Source organism: Amycolatopsis sp. NBC_01286, assembly GCF_035982555.1.
Lineage (GTDB): Bacteria > Actinomycetota > Actinomycetes > Mycobacteriales > Pseudonocardiaceae > Amycolatopsis.
This window is the reverse complement of sequence record NZ_CP108428.1, coordinates 4442282-4463638: the sequence shown is the minus strand read 5'-3', so window position 1 is coordinate 4463638 and position 21357 is coordinate 4442282. Positions and strand designations below refer to the sequence as shown.

General features: G+C 72.1%; 21 protein-coding genes. 10 read left to right on the top strand and 11 right to left on the bottom strand.

Going from position 1 to position 21357, the window contains the following annotated elements; genetic code table 11:
- Positions 1-12: 12 nt before the first annotated feature.
- Complete coding sequence (locus OG570_RS21605; RefSeq protein WP_326958769.1) at positions 13-966, top strand: alpha/beta hydrolase; 954 nt, start codon at positions 13-15, stop codon at positions 964-966.
- Positions 963-1253 carry a hypothetical protein gene (locus OG570_RS21600; RefSeq protein WP_326958767.1) on the top strand — a complete coding sequence of 97 codons (291 nt, stop codon included), beginning with the start codon at positions 963-965 and terminating at the stop codon, positions 1251-1253. The genes OG570_RS21605 and OG570_RS21600 overlap by 4 nt, the downstream gene beginning before the upstream one ends.
- Here OG570_RS21600 and OG570_RS21595 read toward each other — a convergent pair.
- Genes OG570_RS21595 through OG570_RS21585 form a run of 3 tightly spaced genes read right to left on the bottom strand, consistent with a single transcriptional unit; the run spans position 1250 to position 3632 of the window.
- Positions 1250-1609 carry an STAS domain-containing protein gene (locus OG570_RS21595; RefSeq protein ID WP_326958764.1) on the bottom strand — a complete coding sequence of 120 codons (360 nt, stop codon included), beginning with the start codon at positions 1607-1609 and terminating at the stop codon, positions 1250-1252. The genes OG570_RS21600 and OG570_RS21595 overlap by 4 nt on opposite strands.
- Entirely contained in the window at positions 1606-2832 is a 1227-nt protein-coding gene (locus tag OG570_RS21590) for a PP2C family protein-serine/threonine phosphatase (protein WP_326958762.1), read from the bottom strand. Before OG570_RS21590 ends, OG570_RS21595 begins: the two co-directional genes overlap by 4 nt.
- Positions 2832-3632 carry an alpha/beta fold hydrolase gene (locus OG570_RS21585; RefSeq protein ID WP_326958760.1) on the bottom strand — a complete coding sequence of 267 codons (801 nt, stop codon included), beginning with the start codon at positions 3630-3632 and terminating at the stop codon, positions 2832-2834. The genes OG570_RS21590 and OG570_RS21585 overlap by 1 nt, the downstream gene beginning before the upstream one ends.
- 288 nt (positions 3633-3920) lie before the next feature.
- Between OG570_RS21585 and OG570_RS21580 the strand changes: the two genes are divergently transcribed.
- From OG570_RS21580 to OG570_RS21565, 4 genes are all read left to right on the top strand, one after another.
- Positions 3921-7391: a ricin-type beta-trefoil lectin domain protein gene (locus tag OG570_RS21580; RefSeq protein WP_326958758.1), complete on the top strand. Its 3471-nt coding sequence runs from the start codon at positions 3921-3923 to the stop codon at positions 7389-7391.
- Positions 7392-7491: 100 nt separating this feature from the next.
- A complete protein-coding gene (locus tag OG570_RS21575) occupies positions 7492-7671 on the top strand; it encodes a hypothetical protein (protein WP_326958756.1) in 180 nt (59 codons plus the stop codon).
- Positions 7668-8141, top strand: a complete 474-nt coding sequence (locus OG570_RS21570; RefSeq protein WP_326943805.1) for a sigma factor-like helix-turn-helix DNA-binding protein — start codon at positions 7668-7670, stop codon at positions 8139-8141. The genes OG570_RS21575 and OG570_RS21570 overlap by 4 nt, the downstream gene beginning before the upstream one ends.
- Before the next feature lie 63 nt (positions 8142-8204).
- Positions 8205-8597, top strand: coding sequence for an STAS domain-containing protein (locus tag OG570_RS21565; protein WP_326958754.1), 393 nt, complete (start codon positions 8205-8207; stop codon positions 8595-8597).
- A gap of 373 nt (positions 8598-8970) precedes the next feature.
- Here OG570_RS21565 and OG570_RS21560 read toward each other — a convergent pair whose 3' ends face one another.
- Entirely contained in the window at positions 8971-10716 is a 1746-nt protein-coding gene (locus OG570_RS21560; protein ID WP_326958752.1) for a beta strand repeat-containing protein, read from the bottom strand.
- A gap of 56 nt (positions 10717-10772) precedes the next feature.
- Complete coding sequence (locus OG570_RS21555) at positions 10773-11744, bottom strand: hypothetical protein (protein WP_326958750.1); 972 nt, start codon at positions 11742-11744, stop codon at positions 10773-10775.
- Between the two features lie 265 nt (positions 11745-12009).
- Between OG570_RS21555 and OG570_RS21550 the strand changes: the two genes are divergently transcribed.
- The 3 genes from OG570_RS21550 (at position 12010) to OG570_RS21540 (ending at position 15389) form a co-directional block, all read left to right on the top strand.
- Positions 12010-12972, top strand: coding sequence for a ferritin-like domain-containing protein (locus OG570_RS21550; protein ID WP_326958748.1), 963 nt, complete (start codon positions 12010-12012; stop codon positions 12970-12972).
- Positions 12973-13077: 105 nt separating this feature from the next.
- On the top strand, positions 13078-14628 hold the full coding sequence (locus OG570_RS21545) for an alpha/beta hydrolase (protein ID WP_326958746.1): 1551 nt from the start codon (positions 13078-13080) through the stop codon (positions 14626-14628).
- Between the two features lie 125 nt (positions 14629-14753).
- Positions 14754-15389 carry a PaaI family thioesterase gene (locus OG570_RS21540; RefSeq protein WP_326958744.1) on the top strand — a complete coding sequence of 212 codons (636 nt, stop codon included), beginning with the start codon at positions 14754-14756 and terminating at the stop codon, positions 15387-15389.
- Positions 15390-16032: 643 nt separating this feature from the next.
- Here OG570_RS21540 and OG570_RS21535 read toward each other — a convergent pair.
- The 5 genes from OG570_RS21535 to OG570_RS21515 all read right to left on the bottom strand — a co-directional run bounded on the left by OG570_RS21535 (position 16033) and on the right by OG570_RS21515 (position 19627).
- The gene (locus tag OG570_RS21535) at positions 16033-16365 is read right to left on the bottom strand and encodes a hypothetical protein (RefSeq protein ID WP_326958742.1); all 333 of its coding nucleotides are present in this window, start codon (positions 16363-16365) and stop codon (positions 16033-16035) included.
- Positions 16366-16498: 133 nt separating this feature from the next.
- A complete protein-coding gene (locus OG570_RS21530; RefSeq protein ID WP_326958740.1) occupies positions 16499-16729 on the bottom strand; it encodes a hypothetical protein in 231 nt (76 codons plus the stop codon).
- Positions 16730-16859: 130 nt separating this feature from the next.
- A complete protein-coding gene (locus OG570_RS21525) occupies positions 16860-17594 on the bottom strand; it encodes a GAF and ANTAR domain-containing protein (RefSeq protein ID WP_326958737.1) in 735 nt (244 codons plus the stop codon).
- Positions 17595-17642: 48 nt separating this feature from the next.
- Positions 17643-18362 carry a GAF and ANTAR domain-containing protein gene (locus tag OG570_RS21520; RefSeq protein WP_326958735.1) on the bottom strand — a complete coding sequence of 240 codons (720 nt, stop codon included), beginning with the start codon at positions 18360-18362 and terminating at the stop codon, positions 17643-17645.
- A gap of 113 nt (positions 18363-18475) precedes the next feature.
- On the bottom strand, positions 18476-19627 hold the full coding sequence (locus OG570_RS21515; RefSeq protein WP_326958732.1) for a N(5)-(carboxyethyl)ornithine synthase: 1152 nt from the start codon (positions 19625-19627) through the stop codon (positions 18476-18478).
- A 148-nt stretch (positions 19628-19775) separates the two neighbouring features.
- On the opposite strand from OG570_RS21515, the gene OG570_RS21510 reads away from it, so the two are divergent.
- Complete coding sequence (locus OG570_RS21510) at positions 19776-20219, top strand: DUF5994 family protein (protein WP_326958731.1); 444 nt, start codon at positions 19776-19778, stop codon at positions 20217-20219.
- Here the strand turns inward: OG570_RS21510 and OG570_RS21505 are convergent.
- Positions 20211-21278, bottom strand: coding sequence for a fatty acid desaturase family protein (locus OG570_RS21505; protein WP_326943818.1), 1068 nt, complete (start codon positions 21276-21278; stop codon positions 20211-20213). The genes OG570_RS21510 and OG570_RS21505 overlap by 9 nt on opposite strands.
- Between the last annotated feature and the right edge of the window lie 79 nt (positions 21279-21357).

Sequence of the window (21357 nt, the reverse complement as noted above, 5' to 3'; positions counted from 1 at the left end):
GAGGAGAAGCGCATGAGTGAAACCACCTTGGCCCAGCGGCCGCCCGAGCCGGACTGGTCGGCCATCACCGACGAGGAGCTGGTCGGCTACCGCGAGGCGGAGAACCGCGTCCGGGCGTCCGCGGCGGCGCGGGTGATCACCGGGGAACCGGATCCCGGCGCCGCGATCGCGTGGCGGGAACTGGCGTTGCCCGGCCGCGACCTGCCGGTCCGGGTGCACCGGCCGGTCGGCGGGAACGACGTCCTGCCGCTCGTGCTCCACGTGCACGGCGGCGGCTTCGTGGGCACGGCGGCGCAGTGCGACTGGGTCACCAGCCACGTCGCCGCCCGGCTGCCCGCGGTCGTCGTCTCGGTCGAGCACCGGCTCCTCGACGCCGCCACGCCGCTCGCGGCGGCCGTCGACGACGGCTGGGACGCGTTGCGGCACCTGCTGGACCACGCCGGGCAGTGGGGCGTCGACCCGGCGCGGACCGCCGTCTTCGGCGAGAGCTGCGGCGCCTTGATCTGCGCGCTGGCCGCGATCCGGGCCGAGGACGCCGGCCTGCCGCTGCGGGCGCAGGTGCTGGTCAACCCCGCCGTCGACGCGACCGCCACGATGTTCGGCTACCCGTCGGCCACCGAGTACGCCGTCAGCCCGACGCTCACCACCGGGCAGCTGCGGCTGTTCCAGCGGCTCGCCGTGCCGCCGGGCACCGACGCCCGCGCGGTTTCCCCGCTGTACGCGGAAAATCTCGACGGACTGGCGCCGGCGCTCGTGGTGGTGCCGACCGACGACCCGGTGGCCGACCACGGCCGTCGTTACGCCGGCCGGCTGCGCGCGGCCGGGACTTCCGTGCGGCTCAGCGAATACCCCGGCGCCGGGCACGCGTTCCTCAGCATGCCGGGCGTGGCGCCGCAGGCCGGGGCCGCGCGGGCGGAGATCCTCGAGTTCCTCCGCACCGCCCTCGACGCGGGAGCGCACCGATGACCCGCACCGAACGCGGGGCGATCACCGCGCTGTACGCCGGTCTCGGGCTCACCGTCCTCGCGACGGTCGTGCCGTACCCCACCCACCTGCCGGCCGACCACGTGGCGAAGGCGCGAAAAGCGGTGCCCAGCGCCCGTGTTGGCCACTCCGGTCGCCGTATTGGCCACTCCGGGCACTGCGGTGGCCGTCGGCAGGCGCTCGGCCGTTCACGAACGGACAGTACGGTGACCGGAAGCGCCGACACGGCGACCGGAGCGGCCAACACGGCATTGTCAGACACGCGCTAACGCCGTGCGGCGGCCCACGCGGCGTCGGCGTCGGCGAGGGTGGGGTGGGCCGGGAAGAAGTCCGCCAGGCCGATGAGCCGCAGGCTGCGCTGCAGCTGGCCGGGCACGGCGACCAGCGCGATCCCGGCGTCCGCGGCGAGGGCCAGGTTGCGGGCCGCCAGGAGGGCGGAAATGCCGCTGGAGTCGCAGAACGTCAACGCCGACAGGTCGACGACCAGGTGCTCGCCGCGGTTCAGGGTCAGCGCCTGGATCGCGGCGAGGGCGTCGGGCGAGGTGGCGGCGTCCAGCTCGCCGGCGAACTCGAGCACGGTCCCCGTGGCGGAGCGGCGGGTGGCGGTGGTGAAGGCCGCGGTCACGGCCGGGTCCGGGCGGGGATGCTCAGGGCCAGCAGGGCGGTGTCGTCCTCGACGCCGTCGCCGAAGCCGGTGAGCAGGGCCGTCAGCGCCGCGATCAGCGCCGGGGCCGTCGTCGACGCGCGCGTGGTGAGGAACTCCAGCAGCTGCTCTTCGCTGTAGCGGTCCCGGCCGGCCGCGGTGCGGGCTTCGGTGAGGCCGTCGCTGTAGAGCAGCAGCGTGTCGCCGGGGGCCAGGTGCAGGCCGATCCTGGTGAACCGGGCGTTCGGCACCGCGCCGACGAGCATGCCGCCCGGGGTGTCGAGGAACTCGGTGGTGCCGTCGGCGCGGACCAGGATCGCCGGCGGGTGGCCGCCACTGGCCAGGGTGATCCCGTAGCCGCCGGGTTCGGGGGTGAGCGCGCCGTAGATGGCGGTGCAGTACCGCGGGTCGGCGCCGTGGAACTCCTGGTTCAGCACCGTGTTGAGGTTGGCGAGCACGCCGACGGGATCGGGGTCGTAGACGGCGGCGGCGCGCAGCGTGTAGCGGGCCAGCGACGTCACCGCGGCCGCGACGGCGCCCTTGCCGGAGACGTCGCCGAGGAAGAACCCCCAGGTGTCGCCGGTGAGCGGGAACAGGTCGTAGAAGTCGCCGCCGACCTCGTCGGCCGAGGCGGGGTGGTAGTACGCCGCCGCCTCCATGCCGGGGACGGCGGGGAGCGCGGGCGGCAGCAGCGTGCGCTGCAGGATCGCCGCCAGCTCCCGCGCCCGGTCGCGTTCGTCGTCGGCCTGACGGCGGGCGCGCAGCAGCTCTTCTTCGTAGGCGCGGCGGTCACGGGCGTCGAAGATCGTGCTGCGGATCAGCTGGGCGGTGCCGTCTTCGCCCTTCTTCACCGTCGAGGTGACGAGCACCGGAATCCGGGTCCCGTCCGCGGTCCGCAGCTCCAGCGCCAGGCCGCCGGCCTCGCCGTGCATCGCCAGCATCGGCGCGATGTGCGTCTCGTGGTAGATCCGGCCGCCGACGGTCAGCAGGTCGGCGAAACGGCGCCGCCCGACCAGGTCGGCGCGCCCGTGGCCCAGCCAGCCGAGCAGGGTGGTGTTGATCTTCGCGATGGTGCCGTCCATCAACGTCGAGAGGTAGCCGCAGGGGGCGTGCTCGTAGAGGTCCTCGGCGCTGTCCTCGAGCAGGGCGCCGAACGCGGCCCCGACCGTGTCCTCGCTGCCGCCGGTGTCCCCGATTTCGCACATCACGGCGTGCCCGCGAACGCCCGGATCGCTTCGGTGGTCGCCTCGGGCGCGCTCAGCTGCGGGCAGTGCCCGATCGCGTCCAGCGTCACCAGTTCACTGCCGGCGATCCGGTCGTGGACGAACGCGCCGACCGCCGGCGGGGCGATGGCGTCCTGGGCGGTCTGGACGACCAGCGTGGGCACCGAGACGCCCGGCAGGTCGGCGCGGTTGTCGGAGAGGAACGTGGCCCGGGCGAACACCCGCGCGATCACCGGGTCGGTGCGGCAGAAGCTGTCCGTCAGCTCACCGCCGAGCTCGGGCCGGTCCGGGTTGCCCATGATCACCGGGGCCATGGCCGCCGACCAGCCCAGGTAGTTGGCGTCGAGGGACTCGAGCAGCTCGTCGATGTCCGCCCGGCTGAACCCGCCGCGGTAGTCGCCGTCGTCGAGGTAGCACGGCGACGGCGTGAGCAGCACCAGCTTCGCGAACCGCTCCGGCGCGCGGTTCACGGCCAGCACGGCGATCATCGCCGACACCGAGTGCCCGACGAGCACCACGTCACGCAGGTCCAGCTCGGCGCAGATCTCGAGGACGTCCTCGGCGTAGGCGTCGAGGCCGGCGTACCGCTCGGCCGACCACGCCGAGAGGTCCGAGCGGCCCGCGCCGACGTGGTCGAACAGCACCACGCGGAAGCGTTCGGCCAGCGCCGGGGCGACGAGCCGCCAGAGGTTCTGGTCGCAGCCGAACCCGTGGGCGAGCAGCACCACCGGGCCGTCGGCGGGACCCGTGACGACCACGTTGTTCCTGCTGCGCGCGTCCATCGGGTCATCCTGTCAGGCGGACGCCGCCCGGCGGGTTCCGGTACCCGGCCGAGACGGTCTTCACCGGCCGGCTGTTTGACCGGCGAAGACCGTCTCGCCCCCGGCTTACCCCGCACGGGCCCGGGCGAACCGCCGGTACCCGAAAGAGTCGACCGCACCGGACCAGCGCGCCGCCGTGGTCCGTCCATTGTGGACGCTTCGGCCGGTTCTGCTGCATTCGGCGGCTGACATGTCCGGTGGACAACGTTGACAGTGGATCAGCTGGTCTGCGTGGACAAGGGAGTGCGCGTGTTCCGATCACCGTCGCTGAAGCTGATCCACACCCTGGTCGCCGTCGTGACGGGCGTCGCCACGGTCACCGGCACCGCCGCCGCCCAGGACCTCAGACCCCAGCAGGTGGACCAAGCCGTCGTCCAGGACGGGCACGCGCGGTTCGAGGTGCTGACGCCGACGCTGATCCGGCTCGAGTACGCGGGCGACGACCGGTTCCAGGACCTGACCACCTTCAACGCCGTCAACCGGTCCTTCCCCGCCCCGGCCTACACGACCACGGTGACCGGCGGCGTCCGCGAGATCAGGACCGCGGGCCTGACCCTGCGGTACCGGCAGAACAGCGGCCCGTTCACCCGCGACAACACGTCGGTGCTGCTCACGACGACGAACGTGACCGCCGCTCCTCTGTTCCCGTCCTACTGCGCCTTCGCCACGGCCTGCGAGGCCGAAAACGGCGTCCCGGGCGGGTCGGCGGCGACCGCCTACGACCACACCGGCAACACCGGCTCGGGCTTCCTCGCCGGCTTCACCTCGGTCGGGGCGTCGCTCGCCCAGGACGTCTCTGCGGTGCCGTCGGCCGGGCAGTACCGGCTCACCGTCCGCTACGCGAACGCCCAGGGCGGCGACGGCCAGACCACCACGCGCACGCTGTCCACCACCGTCAACGGCGCGCCTGGGCCCAAGCTCTCGCTGCCGGCGACGTCGTCGTGGAACACCTGGGCGACGGCGTCGGTGACGGTGCCGCTCAACGCCGGGACGAACGCGGTGCGCGTCGACCGCAAGTCCGGCGACTCGGGCAACGTCAACCTCGACAGCCTCGCCGTCACCACGGCCACCGGGGCCTACCCCGCCGCCGACACCTCGCTGCTCACCACGGCCTACGGCGCCGGCCCCAAGTCCGTGCTCGGCGGCTGGGACCGCTCGCTGGACAACCCGGAGGCCGTCCCGACGCCGCAGCACCCGGGCCTGCTCGACCGCGACGGCTGGTACCTGCTCGACGACACGCGCTCGGCGGTCCTCAACGCCGACCGCACCGTCACGGACCGGGCGTCGCACGGCGCGCAGCCCTACCAGGACGGCTACTTCTTCGGCTACGGCAAGGACTTCAAGCAGGGCCTCGGCGATCTCAACGCGCTCACCGGCGGCACGGCGCTGCTGCCCCGGTCCGCCTACGGCGTCTGGTTCTCCCGCTACTTCGCCTACTCCGACAACGACTACCGCACCTCGCTGCTGCCGAAGTTCCGTTCGAGCTTCACCCCGATCGACTGGCTGGTCGTCGACACCGACTGGAAGTCGCCGTCGCAGTGGAACGGCTGGAACTGGAACACCGGGCTCTTCCCGGACCCGCAAGGGTTCCTGAACTGGACCAAGCAGCAGGGCCTCGCCGTCTCGCTCAACATCCACACGTCCATCGCGGGCAACGACCCCAAGTTCGCGGCGGCGAACGCCACGGCGGGCGGCCTGATCGCCGACGGCTCCAACTACGTGTGGGACTGGTCGAACCCGGCGCACCTGCGCTCCTACTTCGACCTGCACAAGCCGTTCGACGCCCAGGGCGTCCGGACGTGGTGGCTGGACTACTGCTCCGGCTGCGGCCGGTCGACGGCGTCGGACCCCGGCGTCGCGCCGGACAACTTCATCAACCAGGCCTACGCCGACCACGCGGCGGCGCAGGGCCTGCGCGGCTTCTCCTTCGGCCGGATCGGCGGCGCCGAGCAGGGCGGCATCCACAGCAGCTACCCGCTCGGCCCGTGGTCGGAGCGCCGCAACACCCTCCAGTTCACCGGCGACACCCCGCTGAGCTGGGACATGCTCGCCTACGAGGCCCACTTCACGCCGGACGAGGCGGCCGCCGGGCTCAGCAACGTCAGCCACGACATCGGCAGCTTCCACGGCGGGCACCTGCCCGACGACCTCTACGCGCGGTGGCTGCAGCTGGGCGCGTTCCAGCCGATCGACCGGCTGCACTCCGACCACGGCGACCGGCTGCCGTGGGACTACCCCGGCGCGGCGGGCGACAGCGCGGAGAAGTTCCTGCGGCTGCGCGAATCACTGGTGCCCTACACCTACACCCTCGCCAAGCAGGCCAACCAGACCGGCGTGCCGATCACCCGGCCGCTCTACCTCAACTACCCGGACCAGGACGCGGCCTACACCCACCCGCAGGAATACCTGTACGGCGACAACGTCCTCGTCGCGCCGATCACCACGGCGAGCGGCTCGGTCTCGGCGTGGATCCCGCCGGGTACCTGGACCGACTACTTCACCGGGACCGTCTACACGGGACCGTCGACGGCGACGATCACCAAGCCGCTGTCGGAGATGCCGGTGCTCGTCAAGGCGGGTGGCGTCGTGCCGTTGCGCACGAACTACGTCGACAACGCCGCCGCGCCGCTCGACCAGCTCACGCTGAACGTGACGGCGGGCGCCGACGGGAACTTCTCGCTGTACGAGGACTCCGGTGAAGGCGCCGGAGCGTCGTCGACCACCCGGTTCGGCTGGCAGGACACCGCGAAGACGCTGACGGTCGACGCGGCCTCCGGCACCTCCCCGGCCAAGGCCTACACCCTGCGGCTGGCCAATTCGGCCGCGCCGACCGCGGTTTCGGTCGACGGGCAGCGGCTGCCCGAGACGGCGTGGGCCTACAACGCGCACTCCCGCACGGTCACCGTGACGACGGCGAGCCTGCCGTCGAACGCCCGGCACACCGTCACCCTGACCGGCAGCGCCGCCGACAACCCGGCGGCGGGCCAGGTGACCGGACGCGGCGGGCTCTGCCTCGCCGTCCACGGCGGCGCGTCGGCCGACGGGACGGCGCTGGAACTGGCCGCCTGCGACCACTCGGCGGGCCAGCAGCTCACCCCGCCGAGCGGTGGCGGCACGGTGCGTGTGCTCGGCAAGTGCCTCGACCTCGCCGGCGGCTCGACGGCCGCCGGCACGCCGGTCCAGCTCTACACCTGCAACGGGACGGCCGCGCAGGCGTGGAGCCTGACCACGGCGGGCAAGCTGCTGAACGCCGGCCGGTGCCTGGCCGCCACGACGGCGGGTGACGGGATGCGCCTGGCCGACTGCGCCGACACCACCGACCAGGCCTGGCGCTTCCCGCCGGCGCCGGTCACCGGGCCGGCCGGGCTCTGCGCCGACGTCGTCGACGCCTACCCCGCGTCGGGCAGCGGGGTGCAGCTCTACGGCTGCAACGGCACCGACGCGCAGCGCTGGTCCGCGCCGGGTGACGCGTCGCTGCGGACGCTGGGGAAGTGCCTCGACGTCGTCAACGGCGGCACCGCGAACGCGACCCCGGTCCAGCTGTGGGACTGCAACGGAAGCGCCGCGCAGCAGTGGGTCGCGGGCACGGGCGGGGCGCTGCGCAACGTCGGCTCCGGGCGGTGCCTCGACGACCCGGACAACGCCGGGAAGGCCGGTGACCGGCTACGGATCTACGACTGCAACTCCTCCGCAGCGCAACGGTTCGGTTTGGGGTCCTGACCACTGCGACGGAGGCGGGCGGGGGTTAGGATTCAGCCAGTCGCGGCACCCCCGGACCCCGGTGGCCGAACACGCACCACTCGCCGATCGGGAGCAGCTGATGAACAGCGTTCAGCACGCGACCAGTCCCGTTCTCACGCGCGAGTTCACCCGTCGTGCCGCCGGCGCCTGGATCCGCGCGGCGGACGCCGGGCTGATCGACGCCGCCGAGCTCACCTGGCTGCTGGGCCACCTGACCGGCGATCCGTGCGCCCGGACCGGCGCCGAGGTGGACGGATGAAGACCGAGAGCCGCACGCGGCCGGTGCTCACCTGGCAGTCCGCCGAAACCGATCTTCCCGGGCGGATGCTGACGCTGGTCTACCGCGTCGCGAAGCAGACCGGGCGCTCCCAGCGCACGAGCACCGCGTTGTGCCGCCGGGTGCTGGCCGCGGCGCCGGAGGTGGACCGGCGGTGCCGGGACGCGGCCGCCGAGCGGCAGGTGCGGGCCCGCGTGCTGGTGGCGCTGCGGGCGGACCTGGCGCCGCGGATCGAGCGCGCCACGCTGGACGCGGCCCTGCGCGACGCCGTCCTGCTCGACGAGGTGACCCAGCTGCCGCCGCGGCAGCGCTTCGCCCTGTGGTCCACCGCCGTGGACCGCCTCACGACCGCCGAACTCGCCACGCGCACGGGCTGGACGCCGCCGCAGATCGCCCGGCTGCTGCGGGCCGCGCTGCGGACCGTGACCTCGAGCGCGACGCTGCCGGAGTGAGAACCGGCACTCGACCTCGGGGACCACGCTGCGGAGGCCGGACGGCCGGGAGAGACTTGACCCGTGTCCAGCAACGAACCCCCTGAGCCGCCGCCGCTGGTGATCCCCGACGAGCAGCCGGCCTTGCAGTGCAGTGTCAGCCGCCGTGGCAGCGCGGTCGTCGTCGCCGTGGCCGACGAGCTCGACCTCCTGACCGTCCCGGAGTTCAGCAGGACCCTGACCGCCATCCAGGCGGCCGCCGCCGGGCCCGTGGTGCTGGACCTGACGGCGGTGACCTTTCTCGACTCGAGCGGCATCAACGCCATCGTCCGCGCCAGCCGCGACGCCAACGACAACCCCACGCGGCTACGGGTGGTGGCGGACGGCCCGACGGTCCTCAAGACCATCCAGCTCGCCGGGGCGCACGAACTGATCACCCTGGTCCCGACGGTCGACGACGCCCTGGCGCTGCCCTGACCCTGCCCTGACGCGATCGGTGCCGCCGGGCTCGGCGCGACCGGCCTCGGTGCCGCCCGGCTCGGCGCGGCCGGGCTCAGCGCACACGGCCTCGATGCGACCAGGCTCAGCGCGGCCAGGCTCGATGCCGCCAGGCTCGATGCGACCGGCCTCGGCGCGGCCAGACTCGATGCAACCGGCTCGGTGCAACCGGCTCGGTGCAACCGGCTCGGTGCAACCGGCTCGGTGCAACCGGCTCGGTGCAACCGGCTCGGTGCAACCGGCTCGGTGCAACCGGCTCGGTGCGGCCGGACTGCCCGGCCGACGCCCTGACACGCACGGAGCGGGGGCACCGGATTCCGGTGCCCCCGCTCGGTCGTTCTCCCGCTTACCGTCAGACGGTGTGCGGGCTGTGCGCGACGGTGTTCCAGCCCGAGGCGATGACGCCGGCGTCGCCGCCGTTGCCCGCCCAGCCCGAGTTACCGCCGGTGGTGGTGCTGGTGTTGCCCGCGTCGCCGGTCCAGCCGGTGGCGCCGGTGTCACCCGAGTTGCCCGAGGTCACCGTGGTGGCCGACTTCGTGCCGCTCTCGTTGTTCCAGCCACCCTTGTTCCAGCCACCGTGGTGGCGGCCCTGCTGCTCGTGGCCACGGGTCGACGTGACGGCGGTGTTGCCGCCGGTCGAGCCCGAGTCGCCCGAGTTGCCGGACGTGCCGCTCACCGCGTCGTTGCCGCTGGTGGCGTTACCGGCGTCGCCGGAGTTGCCGCCGTTGCCGCCGGTCGCGGTGCCGGTGACCGTGCCCGAAACGCTGCTGGTGCCGCCCTGGTTGTGACGGTTCCAGCCGTGCCCACCGTTGTTGCTCGTGGCGGAGTTCTTGCCGGTGCTCACGACGGTGGCGTCGCCACCGTTGCCCGCCCAGCCCGAGTTACCGCCGGTGGTGGTGCTGGTGTTCCACGCGTCGCCGGTCGAACCGGTGGCGCCGGTGTCACCCGAGTTGCCCGAGGTCACCGTGGTGGCCGACTTCGTGCCCTCGTGCTTCCAGCCGGAGTCGTGCTTCCAGCCGTTGTTCCAGCCACCGTGGTTCCAGCCGCCGCTCTGGTGACCGCGGCCGTTGTCCTGGCCGCCCAGGGTCCACACGATGGCGGTGTTGCCGCCGGTGGAGCCCGAGTCACCCGAGTTGCCGGAGTTCCCGGTCACCGCGGAGTTGTGGCTGGTGGCGTTACCGGCGTCGCCGGAGTTGCCACCGTTGCCGCCCTTGGCGGTGCCGGTGACCGAACCCAGGACGCCCGTGGTGCCGCCCTGACGGTTCCAGCCCCAGCCGTGCCCACCGTTGTTCGTGGCGGAGTTGTGGCCCGTGCCGGCCGCGGTGGCGTCGCCACCGTTGCCCGCGTTGCCCGAGTTACCGCCGGTGGTGGTGCTGGTGTTCGTGGCGTCGCCGGTCGAGCCGGTGGCGCCGGTGTTCCCGGAGTCACCCGAGGTCACCGAGGTGGTGCACTGCGCCAGCAGGCAGAGGCCGTAGGCGCTGTTGCCACCGGTCGAGCCGGAGTTCCCGGAGTTGCCCGAGTTCCCCGACGTCGCGGAGTTGCTGCTGGTGGCGTTCCCGGCGTCGCCGGAGTTGCCACCGTTGCCGCCCTTCGCGGTACCCGTGACGGTCCCGAGCACCTTGCCGACACCGCGGGCGCCCCGCGAGTCCGCGGTGTTCTTGCCCGAGGCCACCGACGTCCCGGAGCCGCCGTCGCCGGCGTTCCCGGAGTGGCCACCGGTGGTGGTGCTGGTGTTCGAGGCGTTCCCGGTCGAGCCGGTCGCGCCCGTGTTCCCGGAGTTGCCCGAGGACACCGTGGTGTTGCACTTGGCCAGCACACAGACGCCGTAAGCGCTGTTGCCGCCGGTGGAACCGGAGTTGCCCGAGTTGCCGGAGTTCCCGCTGACCGCGGTGTTGCCGCTGGTCGCGTTGCCGCCGTTGCCCGAGGTCCCGCCGTTGCCGCCGGTGGCGGTGCCGGTCACGACCGAGTGCAGCGTGTTGCCGAGCCCGCCGAGCGGGTTCGTGTTGCCGGTGTCCGCACTGGCCACCGCACTGCCCAGCAGGACGAACCCGCCGGAGATGAATGCGGCGGTCAGGCCGCGTCGCACGTACTTGTGCATGACTTCCCTTTCCTTACCATCTGTCCTTTATGGATTCCGGAGGTGGAAAGGGAAAGTCAGCTCGGATGGTCGTTTCCGTAGAAGACCAGCCAGTACAGCGACCACGCGGCGCCCGGTGGCGCGCGCCAGGCCCGGTCGGTGCCGAGCACCCGCGAACCGGCGGACGTCACGGCGTATTCACCACCGTGCTGACCACCCGGGCTCGCCGACATCGCACCGCTCGTGCCGGACACGTCGGCGGGCAACCCGCCACCGCCGGATCCGGACATCGGAACCGCGGTGTCGGCGGTCTTGGCGACCGCCTGGGAAGAACCGCTGTGGACCACCGCGAAGACCCGGGCCTGCACCGGCGAGGCACTGGCACCCTCACGCGGCTGGGGCACGGCCGGTTGCCCGGTCACGGCCGGAACCACCTGGTCAGTCCGGATCGGACGGACCGGCGACGCGGTCACCGGAGCCGTGACGTGCAGTACCGGCTCCGTCACCGGGGACAGCGACTGCAGCACCGGCTCCGTCGCCGGAGAAAGCGCGTGCAGCACCGGCTGGGTCACCGGCCGCAGGGCCGAAAGCACCGGACTCGTCACCGGCTTCACCGCGTGGATCAGCGGCGCGACGACGGGCTCGAGCCCGCTCGTCACCGGCTCCAGCACCGGAGCGACCTGCGACGTCACGGCGTACACCGTGTCCGTCACCGGCTTCAACACCGGCGCCACCTGCGACGTCACCGTGTGCACGGTGCCCGTCACCGGCTTCAGCACCGGTTCCACCTGCGTTGTCACCGCGTGCAGAGTGCCCGTCACCGGCTTGAGGGCCGGTTCCACGGGCTCGAGCACGCCGTGCACGGTTTGCCCGGCTTGGTCGAGCAGGCCGGGCCGGTCGGGTGGCGGCGAACCTTCGGCAGCGTTCGCGGTGCCCGACACGAGCAGGGCCAGCACGGTGAACCCGAACAACGCGCCGGCCAAGATCAGCATCCGCAGCACGAACGGGTGCGGGGCCGGCGTTGTGTCCGTCAGGGAAGTATCCATCATCTCACCCCCTTTCGAGTGGCGACTTCACCGTCAGTCGTCTTTCGGGGCGAACGCCATCACCGGATTGGGGTAGATCCAAGTTATTTTCTTTTACCCGAAAGGGTTTCCTACCGCTGAGTAGCGGGTATTTGGTTCGCTTTCCGACCCATCCACGGCGCCGACGGCCCCGAAAGGGAAACGTCCACGATGGATCCGTCCCGCCGCCGGGAAGCCCGGCGAGCGGGTGTCGCCCGCCGTACGCGTGCGGGCGGGGAGGAGTTCGCCCGTGTTCGGCAAACGCTACGCAGCAGCCATGATCAACCGGAGTGCCGAGAACGACCAGGACCGCCGCCGCTTCCTCAAAGCGGCCGGCATGACCGGACTCGGCGTCGTCGGCGCCGGAGCCCTCGGCGGTCTCACCGCCGGAACCGCGTCCGCGGCCACCGCCCGGCCCGCCGCCGCGGCCGCCGCGCCGAGCGGCGTCAGCGACGCCGCCGTCCTCAACTTCGCCCTCAACCTCGAGTACCTCGAAGCCGAGTTCTACCTGCACGCCGTCACCGGCAAGGGCCTCGCCGACGCGATGACCACCGGCACCGGCGCCCGCGGCGGCGTCACCGGCGGCCGCGCCGTCCGCTTCCAGACCAAGGCCGCCAAGCAGTACGCGCAGGAGATCGCCGGCGACGAGAAGGCGCACGTCCAGTTCCTGCGTTCCGCCCTCGGCTCCGCCGCGGTCAGCCGCCCCGCGATCGACCTGCGCTCCAGCTTCACCGCCGCGGCCCAGGCCGCCGGGCTCGTCAAGCCCGGCCAGAGCTTCGACGCGTTCTCCTGCGAGGAGAACTTCCTGCTCGCCGCGTTCCTCTTCGAAGACGTCGGCGTCACCGCCTACAAGGGCGCCGCGCCGCTGATCACCAACAAGACCTACCTCGAAGCCGCGGCGGGGATCCTCGCCGTCGAGGCCTACCACGCGGCCAACATCCGCAGCGCGCTCTACCAGCGCGGCGAGGGCAAGGCCACCGTCAAGCTCTCGGCCGCCCGCGACAGCCTCGACGGCCCCACCGACGACGACCAGGGCGTCATCGACAGCCACGGCAACGCCAACATCGTCCCCACCGACGCCAACGGCATCGCCTACAGCCGCTCACCCGGTCAGGTCCTCAACATCGTCTACCTGACGAACAAGGCCGCCACCTCCGGCGGATTCTTCCCCAAGGGCGTCAACGGCGAGGTCAACACCAGCGCCGCGAACTGATCTCCGACGCGGGTGCCGGAGCGATCCGGCACCCGCGTGAACACCTTTCACGGTTGCGGGCAAGAGGAGGCGACACCACAAGCGGCAAAACTGGAGGACTCCCCCTTGCCCACCCTTCTCCCCCGCCGTGCGCGCCGGCTCGTGATCGCCGTGCTGGCGACCGCCCTGGCCCTGCCCGGCGTACCGGCCACCGCCGCCACCCCACGGGAACCGGCGGCACCGCAGCTGACCTGGTCCGACTGCCAGGACGGCTTCCAGTGTTCGACGGCGCCGGTGCCGTTGGACTACGACCAGCCCACCGGCGCCCAGGTGCAGCTGGCGCTGATCAAGCTCCCGGCACCCGACCCGGCGAAGCGCATCGGGACGCTGTTCGTCAACTTCGGCGGCCCCGGCGCGTCCGGGCTGCAGCGGCTGCGCGAGCGCGGCAAGTGGCCGTGGCTGTTCTCCGCCGAGCTGCGGTCCCGGTTCGACGTCGTGTCCTGGGACCCGCGGGGCATCGGTAACAGCACGGCCGTGCGGTGCTTCGACACCGAGGCCGGCCAGCAGGCGTTCTTCGGTGCCTTCCCGGAGATGCCCGGCGACCCGAGCGGCGAAGCGCCGTTCTACGCCGCCTCGAAGGACCTCGCCGACCGGTGCGGCCAGAAGGCGGGGAACATCCTCCAGCACGTCTCGACGGCGAACACGGCGCGGGACCTGGACCTGCTGCGCCGCGCCGTCGGTGACCAGAAGCTGACCTACCACGGGATCTCGTACGGGACGTTCCTCGGCGCCGTCTACGCCAACCTGTTCCCGGACCGGATCCGGGCCATGGTCTTCGACGGCTCGATGGATTTCGTGGGCAGCGCCACCGGCCACGACGGCACCGGGCCGACGGTCCCCCTCGACACCCGGCAGGACGTCCCGCGAGGCATCGCGGACACGTTCGACCAGTTCCTGAAGCAGTGCACCGCGGCCGGGCCGGACTGCGCGTTCTCCTCGGGTGACCCGAAGGCGAAGTGGACGGCGATCACGGCGCGGGCGAAGCAGGGCCCGATCACCGTCCAGGGGGCCGACGGCCCGGAAACCTGGACGTACTCCGGGATCATCAACACCGCGGGCGACCTTTCGGACCTGCGGGGCTGGCCGGACATCGCTGACCTGTTGCAGCGCTTGTACAACGCCAAGAACACGGTCGCGCGGCTGTCGGCGGCCACCGGTGAGCAGTACACCTCGAACCGCACCGAGGCGTTCAACGCGATCCAGTGCACCGACAGCGACGTCCCGGCCGATCCGGCGATCTACAGCCGTTATGCCGCTTCGGAAGACCAGCGGGTGCCGTACTTCGGGCGGATCGGCGCGCTGGACATGATGAGCTGCGCGTACTGGAAGGCCAAGGACACCGACCGGTACACCGGGCCGTGGAACCGCTGGACGTCGGCGCCGATCCTGGTGATCAACAACCGCTACGACCCGTCGACCCCGCTGCACGGCGCACAGGACGGCGCCGCGGAACTGGCGCGCGCCAAGGTGTTCGTGACCGACGGCTTCGGGCACTCGTCGATGTACGCGCCGAGCACGTGCACGGAGCAGGTCAAGCGGAACTACCTGATCGCCGGCACGTTCCCGGCGGCGGGCAAGACCTGCGGGCTGGACGCGAACCCGTTCGTCACGGGGTGAACCGTCGGCGGGCAGGCCGGTTCCGGCCTGCCCGCCTCCATCAGTGCCTCGTCGCCCGGCGCCGTACCGGCCGGTGAAGATCCTGCTAATGTGGAACGTGTTCTAGTTCCGGCGGCAGGAGGACGATGGCCGAACCGCAGCTCAGGAGCGCGTACCCGGTGGTCCCCGGCGTGCCACCCGCGCGGGCCCTGCTCGGTTCACGGATCCGGGACCTGATCGAGGCCGCCGTGTGCGTGCGCGACGACGAAGCCGACCTGGTCGCCGCGGCGGACCGGATCGAGGCCGTCACCGAGGCCCTGCGCGCCGCCGGCGGCGAGTCGCCGTTGCTGCTGGCCGCGCTCGAGGGCGGCGGGTACCTGAGCATCAACAACCCGGTCGAAGGGCCGGGAAACCCGCTGGCGCCGCCGTTGTCGTGGGTGCACGTCGGGCCGGACTGGGTGCGGGCCGAGCTGCTCCTCGGCCCGGCGCACGAGGGACCGCCAGGCCGGGTGCACGGCGGCTGGGTAGCGGCGGTCATGGACCACGTACTGGGCCGCGCCACCGCGGCGGCGGGCTTCCCCGGCATGACGGCCTCCCTGACGATCGACTACCACCAGGGCACGCCGTACGGCGTCCCGCTGACGGCGGAGGGCCGCTTCACAAGCCGCGACGGCCGCAAGGTCCACGCCACCGGCGAACTCCGAGCAGGCAACGTGGTCTGCGCAACGGCAACGGCCCTGCTGGTCCAGTTCCGCCCCGGCCACCTCCCCACACCCCCCTAACCCGCTCGCCTCCACACCGAGTCACCCCAAACCACACGAGTCCCGCCCTCAATCACACGAGTCCCGGCCCAGATCACGTGAGTCCCGGCTCTGGTCACGCGAGTCCGACTTGGATCACGCGAGTCCCGGCCCGAATCACGCCAGTTCCGGCCCGAATCACGCGAGTCCCGGCCTCCCGTATCGCGAGCCGACCCTCCAAGTACGTGAGCCGACCCTCCAGACACACGAGCCGACCCTCCAATCACGCGAGTTGACCGTCCAATCACGCGAGTTCCGCCTTCAATCACGAGTCCCGGCCCAGATCACGCGAGTCCCGGCTTGGATCACACGAGTCCCGACCCGGACCACGCGAGTTCCGGCTCGAATCACGCGAGTTCCGGCCTCCGTACCCGCGAGCCGACCGTCCAAGGACGCAAGCCGACTCTCCAAGTACGTGAGCCGACCGTCCGAGTAGGTGAGCCGACCCTCTGAGTACGTGAGCCGACCCTCCCGGCACGCGACCTGACCTCCCGGGCCCGGCTCCGAAGGCTCGGCGACCACCGGTCGCCTGCGTCTTCGCTCACGCGCCCGCGTCAGCGCTCACGCGCCCCCCGTCATCGCTTACGCGCCCGCGTCAGCGCTCATGCGACGGCCGCCCGACAGCTCACGGGCCGCGGTCCGGTAGTTCGATGACCACCGTGCGGCCTTCGTCGTCGTCGTTTGCGGGGGGTGGGGGCATCGGCCCGCCCGGAGGGCGGGCGTCGAGGATGTCCGTCGAGCGCACCAGCCTCAGCGGGGTTCCGGGGGCCGCGCGGAACGGTCTGACCCGGACCCACGTCGTGCACGTGTGCTCGTCGCGCAGGGTGGGGCCGGCTATCGTGCCGATGCGTTCCCGCGACGTTCGCAACCCGGGCATCGACGGCTCCCGGCGGCCGCGGTAGCGGACCTGCCAGCCCGGTGGGTACACGCCGGGTTCGGCATCCTCGGCCGTGGCCATCTCGTCACCCCGCTCGCTCGAACGTCGAAGGGCGCCGGGGGCTGGGGCGTGGCGTCCAGCCTAAGCCCGGGCGGGGCTCGGCGGGCTCGGCCAGGTGGGTGGTTCCGTCGGAGCAGTCCATTGAGGACGGACGTTACTCGGATGGTGGGCGCCGGGGTTCGATGCCGACGACGTCGCTGTCCGGCACCCAGACCGGTGGGCCGTCGCCCAGCGGGGCCAGCGGGATCGTTTCCAGGCCCGTGCGCGGATCCCGCACCGGCGACCCGAGCACCACCCCGGCCGACCAGCCGGGAACCCGCCGGTCCCGGTAGGTGAGGACCCAGCCCACCGGGTACTCGTCGTCCAACGCTTTTGCCGATTCCACCGCACAGCCCCGATTCGTCGACGAACTCTCGTCGCCGTGGTCCGGGGCGATGATCCAGCCTACGTGAGCGCCGCGGCACCGCGGCAGCTCCAGCCGGGTGGTTCCGCCGGTCGCTCGCACCCGCCGGTGATCAGGCCTTGCGGCCCGCCAGCACGAGGGCCGGGTCCAATGCCCGTTCGGCGAGCGCGCGGGCGACGTCGCTCAGCCGGAGGCCGTTGTTGCGCGCGTAGCCCCGCAGCGCGGCGAAGGCGTCGTCCATGGTGAGCCCGCCCGTCACGGCCAGGACGCCCTTCGCCTGCTCGATCGTCACCCGGCTGTTCAACGCGGTCTGCAGCTGCTCGGACATCGTCTCCCCGTGCCGGACGGCCCGCTCCTGGAGGATGCCGATGGTCGCGGTGTCGGCCAGCCCCTGGGCCAGGTAGACGTCGTCGGCCGCGAGCTCGCCCGGCCGGGCGCCGAACAGGTTCAGCGCGCCGATGGTCTGCTTGCGCAGCCGCATCGGCAGCGCGTGCACCGAGGCGAACCCCTCGCGGGCGGCCTCGGCGGCGAACCGCGGCCAGCGGCCGGCCGCCGCGGCGATGTCGGCGACCAGGACCGGGGTCCGGCTCGCGAAGCACTCCACGCACGGGCCCTCGTCGATGCCGAGCTGGAACAGCTCGAGCAGCCGGGCCTGCTCGGTCGACGACGCGAGCACCTGCAGGCTGCCGCGCTCGTCGACGAGCGTCAGGCCGGCCGCGGCGACGTCGAGCAGGTCCACGCACCGCCGCACCAGCGTGTGCAGCAGGTCGGCGACGTCGAAGTCGTCGACGAGGGTGTCGGCCAGTGCGACGAACGTCCGGGTCACCTGTCGTTCACGGTCGGCCATGCCCACCACCTCCTGGTTGTTCGTCGGATGTCTTCACGGTGGCCCCCATCAGGGCTCCCGGTCCAGCCGGAGCCGGCCGGCCACGATGTCGGCGGCGACGTCGAGCAGCGGGCGCCCGTCGGCGAAGGCGTGCGCGCGCATCCGGGCCAGCGCCGCCTCGGCCGGCACGTCGAGCTGCGCGATCAGCATCCCGGTGGCCTGGTGGACCTCCCGGTGCCGCATCCCGGCACCTTCCATCCACCGGCCGTCACCGTCGAGCCACCGGTCGCCGCCGAGCAGGCCGGACAGCGCCAGCGCGGCGATGTCGGCCACCTGCAGGGCCGTCGAGAGCTCGGCGGCGGTGAGCGAGCCCGGCGTCGACCGGTAGGTGTCGAGGGTCGCCACGCGCACGACCCCGATCTGCAGCGGGAAAGTGAACAACGCCGCCACCGGGTGCTCGGCGGCCTGGGCGGCGAACACCGGCCAGGCCGGCGGGAGCCCGGCGGCGAGGTCGGGGTGGAGCACCGGCCCGCCTTGGGAAAACGCTTCGAAACACGGTCCTTCGCCGAGCGAGAACTGCATTTCGGCGAGCGCGGAACTCACCTCGTCGCTCGTGTAGACGACTTCGCGGTGCCCGGCGTCGGCCATCACCGACACCGCGGCGCCGTCGACCGGGAGCAGCTCGACGCAGGCCCGGCACACCCGGCCGACCGTGTCGACGCCGCTGCCCGCCCGGCCGCCGGCGAGGGCGGCCAGGACGCCGCTGCGCAGGGCGTCGAGCTCAGCCACCCACCACACGCCGGCGCATGCGGGCCTCCTCCGGGTCGGTGTCCTGCACCGCCACACCGACTCGGAAAGGACATGGGTCCGGATCAGCTCCGCCACCGCGGCCGCACCGAACCCTACCCCGCTACGTGCGGGTACGCGGCCGACCGGTGCTGGAAGGCCAGGATCGCGGGGTTCACGATGACGCCGTCGCGGATCTCCACGGCGCGCCGCACGGTCTCGTGACCGTCCCATTCGGACGGTCCGCCGAGCACCGGCCGCAGCAGCGGGAGCAGCGCCTCGCTGATCTCCCACGTGGCCGAGTTCCACAGGTAGGACGGGCTGTGGTCGACGGCGTAGTAGGTGATGCCGTCGCCGACCGTGAAAGCCGGGTGGGCGAACGTGGTGGGCTTCGCCCAGCTGAAGCCCATGCCCTCGTCGCAGGAGACGTCGACGATGAGGCTGCCCGGCGCGAACGCGGCGAGGTCTTCCTCGATGAGGAACGTCAGCGGCTCGGCGGTGTCCTGCAGCACGCAGTTGACGACGATGTCGTGCTCGGCGAGGAACCCGGCCAGCGGCACGCGGCCCCGGCCGTTCACCGCGTGGCTGCGCCGGAGGTCGCCCGGGTTGTTCTCGTCGTGCTCGAAGTGCACCATCGTGGCGGAGTGGATCGGCGAGCCGACCGCCGCGATCCCCCGGCCGGTGAGCACGTGCACGTCGTGCACCCCGTGCGCGTTGAGCGCGGTCACCGAACCCCGTGCCGTCGCGCCGAAACCGATCACGACCGCCTTCAGCCGGCGGCCGTAGTCCCCGGTCGCACCGGCCAGCTGCAGCGCGTGCAGCACCGAGCAGTAGCCGGCGAGCTCGTTGTTCTTGTGGAAGACGTGCAGCCCGAACGAGCCGTCGCGGTTCCAGTGGTTCATCGCCTCGAACGCGATCAGCGTCAGCTTGCTGTCGATCGCCAGCTGCGTGAGCCCGGTGTCCTGGACGCAGTGCGGCCAGCCCCACAGCACCTGGCCGGTCCGCAGCTCGGCGACATCCTCCCGCAACGGCTTGGCCAGCAACAGGACGTCGCACTCGGCGACGAGCTGCTCGTGGGTGCGCAGGCCGCCGACGAGGCCGGCCAGCTGTTCGTCCGCGACGCCGAAGTTCTCGCCGTAGCCGTGTTCGAGGAAGATGCGTTCGCGCAGATCGGAATCGATCCGCTCGAAGTGGCGGGGGTGGATGGGAAGCCGGCGTTCGTTCTCTTTCCGTGAACGGGAGACGACGCCGAGGGTGAGCTGGTCCACGAGGGCCCCTTTGGTAGACCCCAGTCTTAACACACAGTGCGTGTAGTGTCTGTGGTGACCGAGAGCATTTCGCGCGCGGGCGCTCGAGCCCGCGCCGTCCTCGGGCGCGTACCGGTCGCGATCGGCGGCCGGGGACGGGAGTCCCGGCATGACGTCGGCCCCCAGCACTGTCACCACCCCCGCGGCCGAGGAGCACGCCCTCCGGCTTCGGTTGAAGCCGAAGGGACCCACGACGGGGTACGTCGACGGCGCGTGGTGGCCGCGCTCGGCCGACCTGGTCGGCGAGCTGCCGGAACTGTTCGCCGTACTGGCCGTCCGGCTGGGCCGGATCGAGCGCGTCACCTTCCACCTCGGCGATTTCGCCGACCCGCCAAGGCGAATCGAGTACGACGGCGAGCGGGTCCGGCTGGAGGGGTTCCGCTCGCAGCGAGCCGGGACGCTCACCGTGATCGGCGCGTCGGACCGCCACCGCGTGACCCTGCTGATCGTTCCCTCGGACGCGAACCCGGAAGCCGCGCACGACGTGCAGATGGCGGCGGCGCACCGGGACGGCACCGACACCGTCGACATGCTGCTGGACCGTCTAAAGTAGACGCCCCGGGAGCGCGAGGCGGAAGATCTTGCGGACCACCGAGCCCAGCTGCCGGGACAGCGATCCCGTGTTGTACGGCAGGTCGTGCCGTTCGCAGATCTCCCGCACCTCGGCGGCGATCCGCGGGTAGCGGTGGCTGGGCAGGTCCGGGAACAGGTGGTGCTCGATCTGGTGGCTGAGGTTGCCCGACAGCACGTGGAACAGCGGGCTGCCGGTGATGTTGGCCGACCCGAGCATCTGACGCAGGTACCACTGGCCCCGGCTCTCGTGCTCGCTCTCCTCCTCGGCGAAAACCTCGGCGCCGTCGGGGAAGTGGCCGCAGAAGATGATCGAGAACGCCCAGAGGTTGCGGAGCACGTTGGCCGTGACGTTCGCCGTCAGGGTCAGCGGCGCGAGCGGGCCGGTGAGCAGCGGGTAGACGACGTAGTCGCGTCCGGCTTGGCGCGCCGTCTTGCGCAGCATCGGCTTCAGCAGCGGGAGGACGTCGCGCCAGCCGCGGCGCCCCTGCACGATCCGGTCGACTTCGAGGTCGTGCAGCATGATCCCGTACTCGAAGAACACCGCCTGCGCCGCGGCGTAGACCGGGTTGCCGAGGTAGTACGGGTGCCACGGCTGGTCCTCGGTGATCCGCAGGATGCCGTAACCGACGTCGCGGTCCTTGTCGAGGATGTTGGTGTAGGTGTGGTGCATGAAGTTGTGCGAGCGGCGCCACTGCTCACCCGGGCACACCATGTCCCACTCGAAGGTCCGCGAGTTCAGCGCCGGGTCCTTCATCCAGTCGTACTGGCCGTGCATGACGTTGTGGCCGATCTCCATGTTGTCGAGGATCTTCGACAGCGTCAGCGCCGCGACGCCGCCGGCCCAGGCGGGCGGGAACCAGCCCGCGAACAACAGCACCCGGCCGGAGACCTCGCAGAACCGTTGCACGGCAACGACGTTGTGGATGTAGTCGGCGTCCTCCGCGCCGAGCTCCCCGGCGACGCGGGTGCGCAGCTTGTCCAGCTCCGTGCCGATCTGCTCGATCTCGACGGGATCGAGCTCCCGGTGCGTGGTGGTCATCGGCGGATCTCCTCGGGCCGTTCGACTGCGGTCGCCTGGGTCCGGGGCGCGCCCCCAGCGTAGGCGCGCGCACCGCGCC

Bases quoted from the DNA above. Each gene is read 5' to 3' on its own strand.
- OG570_RS21575 (WP_326958756.1), top strand. From the start codon at position 7,492: ATGAACAGCGTTCAGCACGCGACCAGTCCCGTTCTCACGCGCGAGTTC.
- OG570_RS21525 (WP_326958737.1), bottom strand. From the start codon at position 17,594: ATGGCCGACCGTGAACGACAGGTGACCCGGACGTTCGTCGCACTGGCC.
- OG570_RS21560 (WP_326958752.1), bottom strand. From the start codon at position 10,716: ATGCACAAGTACGTGCGACGCGGCCTGACCGCCGCATTCATCTCCGGC.
- OG570_RS21535 (WP_326958742.1), bottom strand. From the start codon at position 16,365: ATGGCCACGGCCGAGGATGCCGAACCCGGCGTGTACCCACCGGGCTGG.
- OG570_RS21510 (WP_326958731.1), top strand. From the start codon at position 19,776: ATGACGTCGGCCCCCAGCACTGTCACCACCCCCGCGGCCGAGGAGCAC.
- OG570_RS21570 (WP_326943805.1), top strand. From the start codon at position 7,668: ATGAAGACCGAGAGCCGCACGCGGCCGGTGCTCACCTGGCAGTCCGCC.
- OG570_RS21585 (WP_326958760.1), bottom strand. From the start codon at position 3,632: ATGGACGCGCGCAGCAGGAACAACGTGGTCGTCACGGGTCCCGCCGAC.
- OG570_RS21540 (WP_326958744.1), top strand. From the start codon at position 14,754: ATGGCCGAACCGCAGCTCAGGAGCGCGTACCCGGTGGTCCCCGGCGTG.
- OG570_RS21600 (WP_326958767.1), top strand. From the start codon at position 963: ATGACCCGCACCGAACGCGGGGCGATCACCGCGCTGTACGCCGGTCTC.
- OG570_RS21605 (WP_326958769.1), top strand. From the start codon at position 13: ATGAGTGAAACCACCTTGGCCCAGCGGCCGCCCGAGCCGGACTGGTCG.
- OG570_RS21590 (WP_326958762.1), bottom strand. From the start codon at position 2,832: ATGTGCGAAATCGGGGACACCGGCGGCAGCGAGGACACGGTCGGGGCC.
- OG570_RS21555 (WP_326958750.1), bottom strand. From the start codon at position 11,744: ATGATGGATACTTCCCTGACGGACACAACGCCGGCCCCGCACCCGTTC.
- OG570_RS21505 (WP_326943818.1), bottom strand. From the start codon at position 21,278: ATGACCACCACGCACCGGGAGCTCGATCCCGTCGAGATCGAGCAGATC.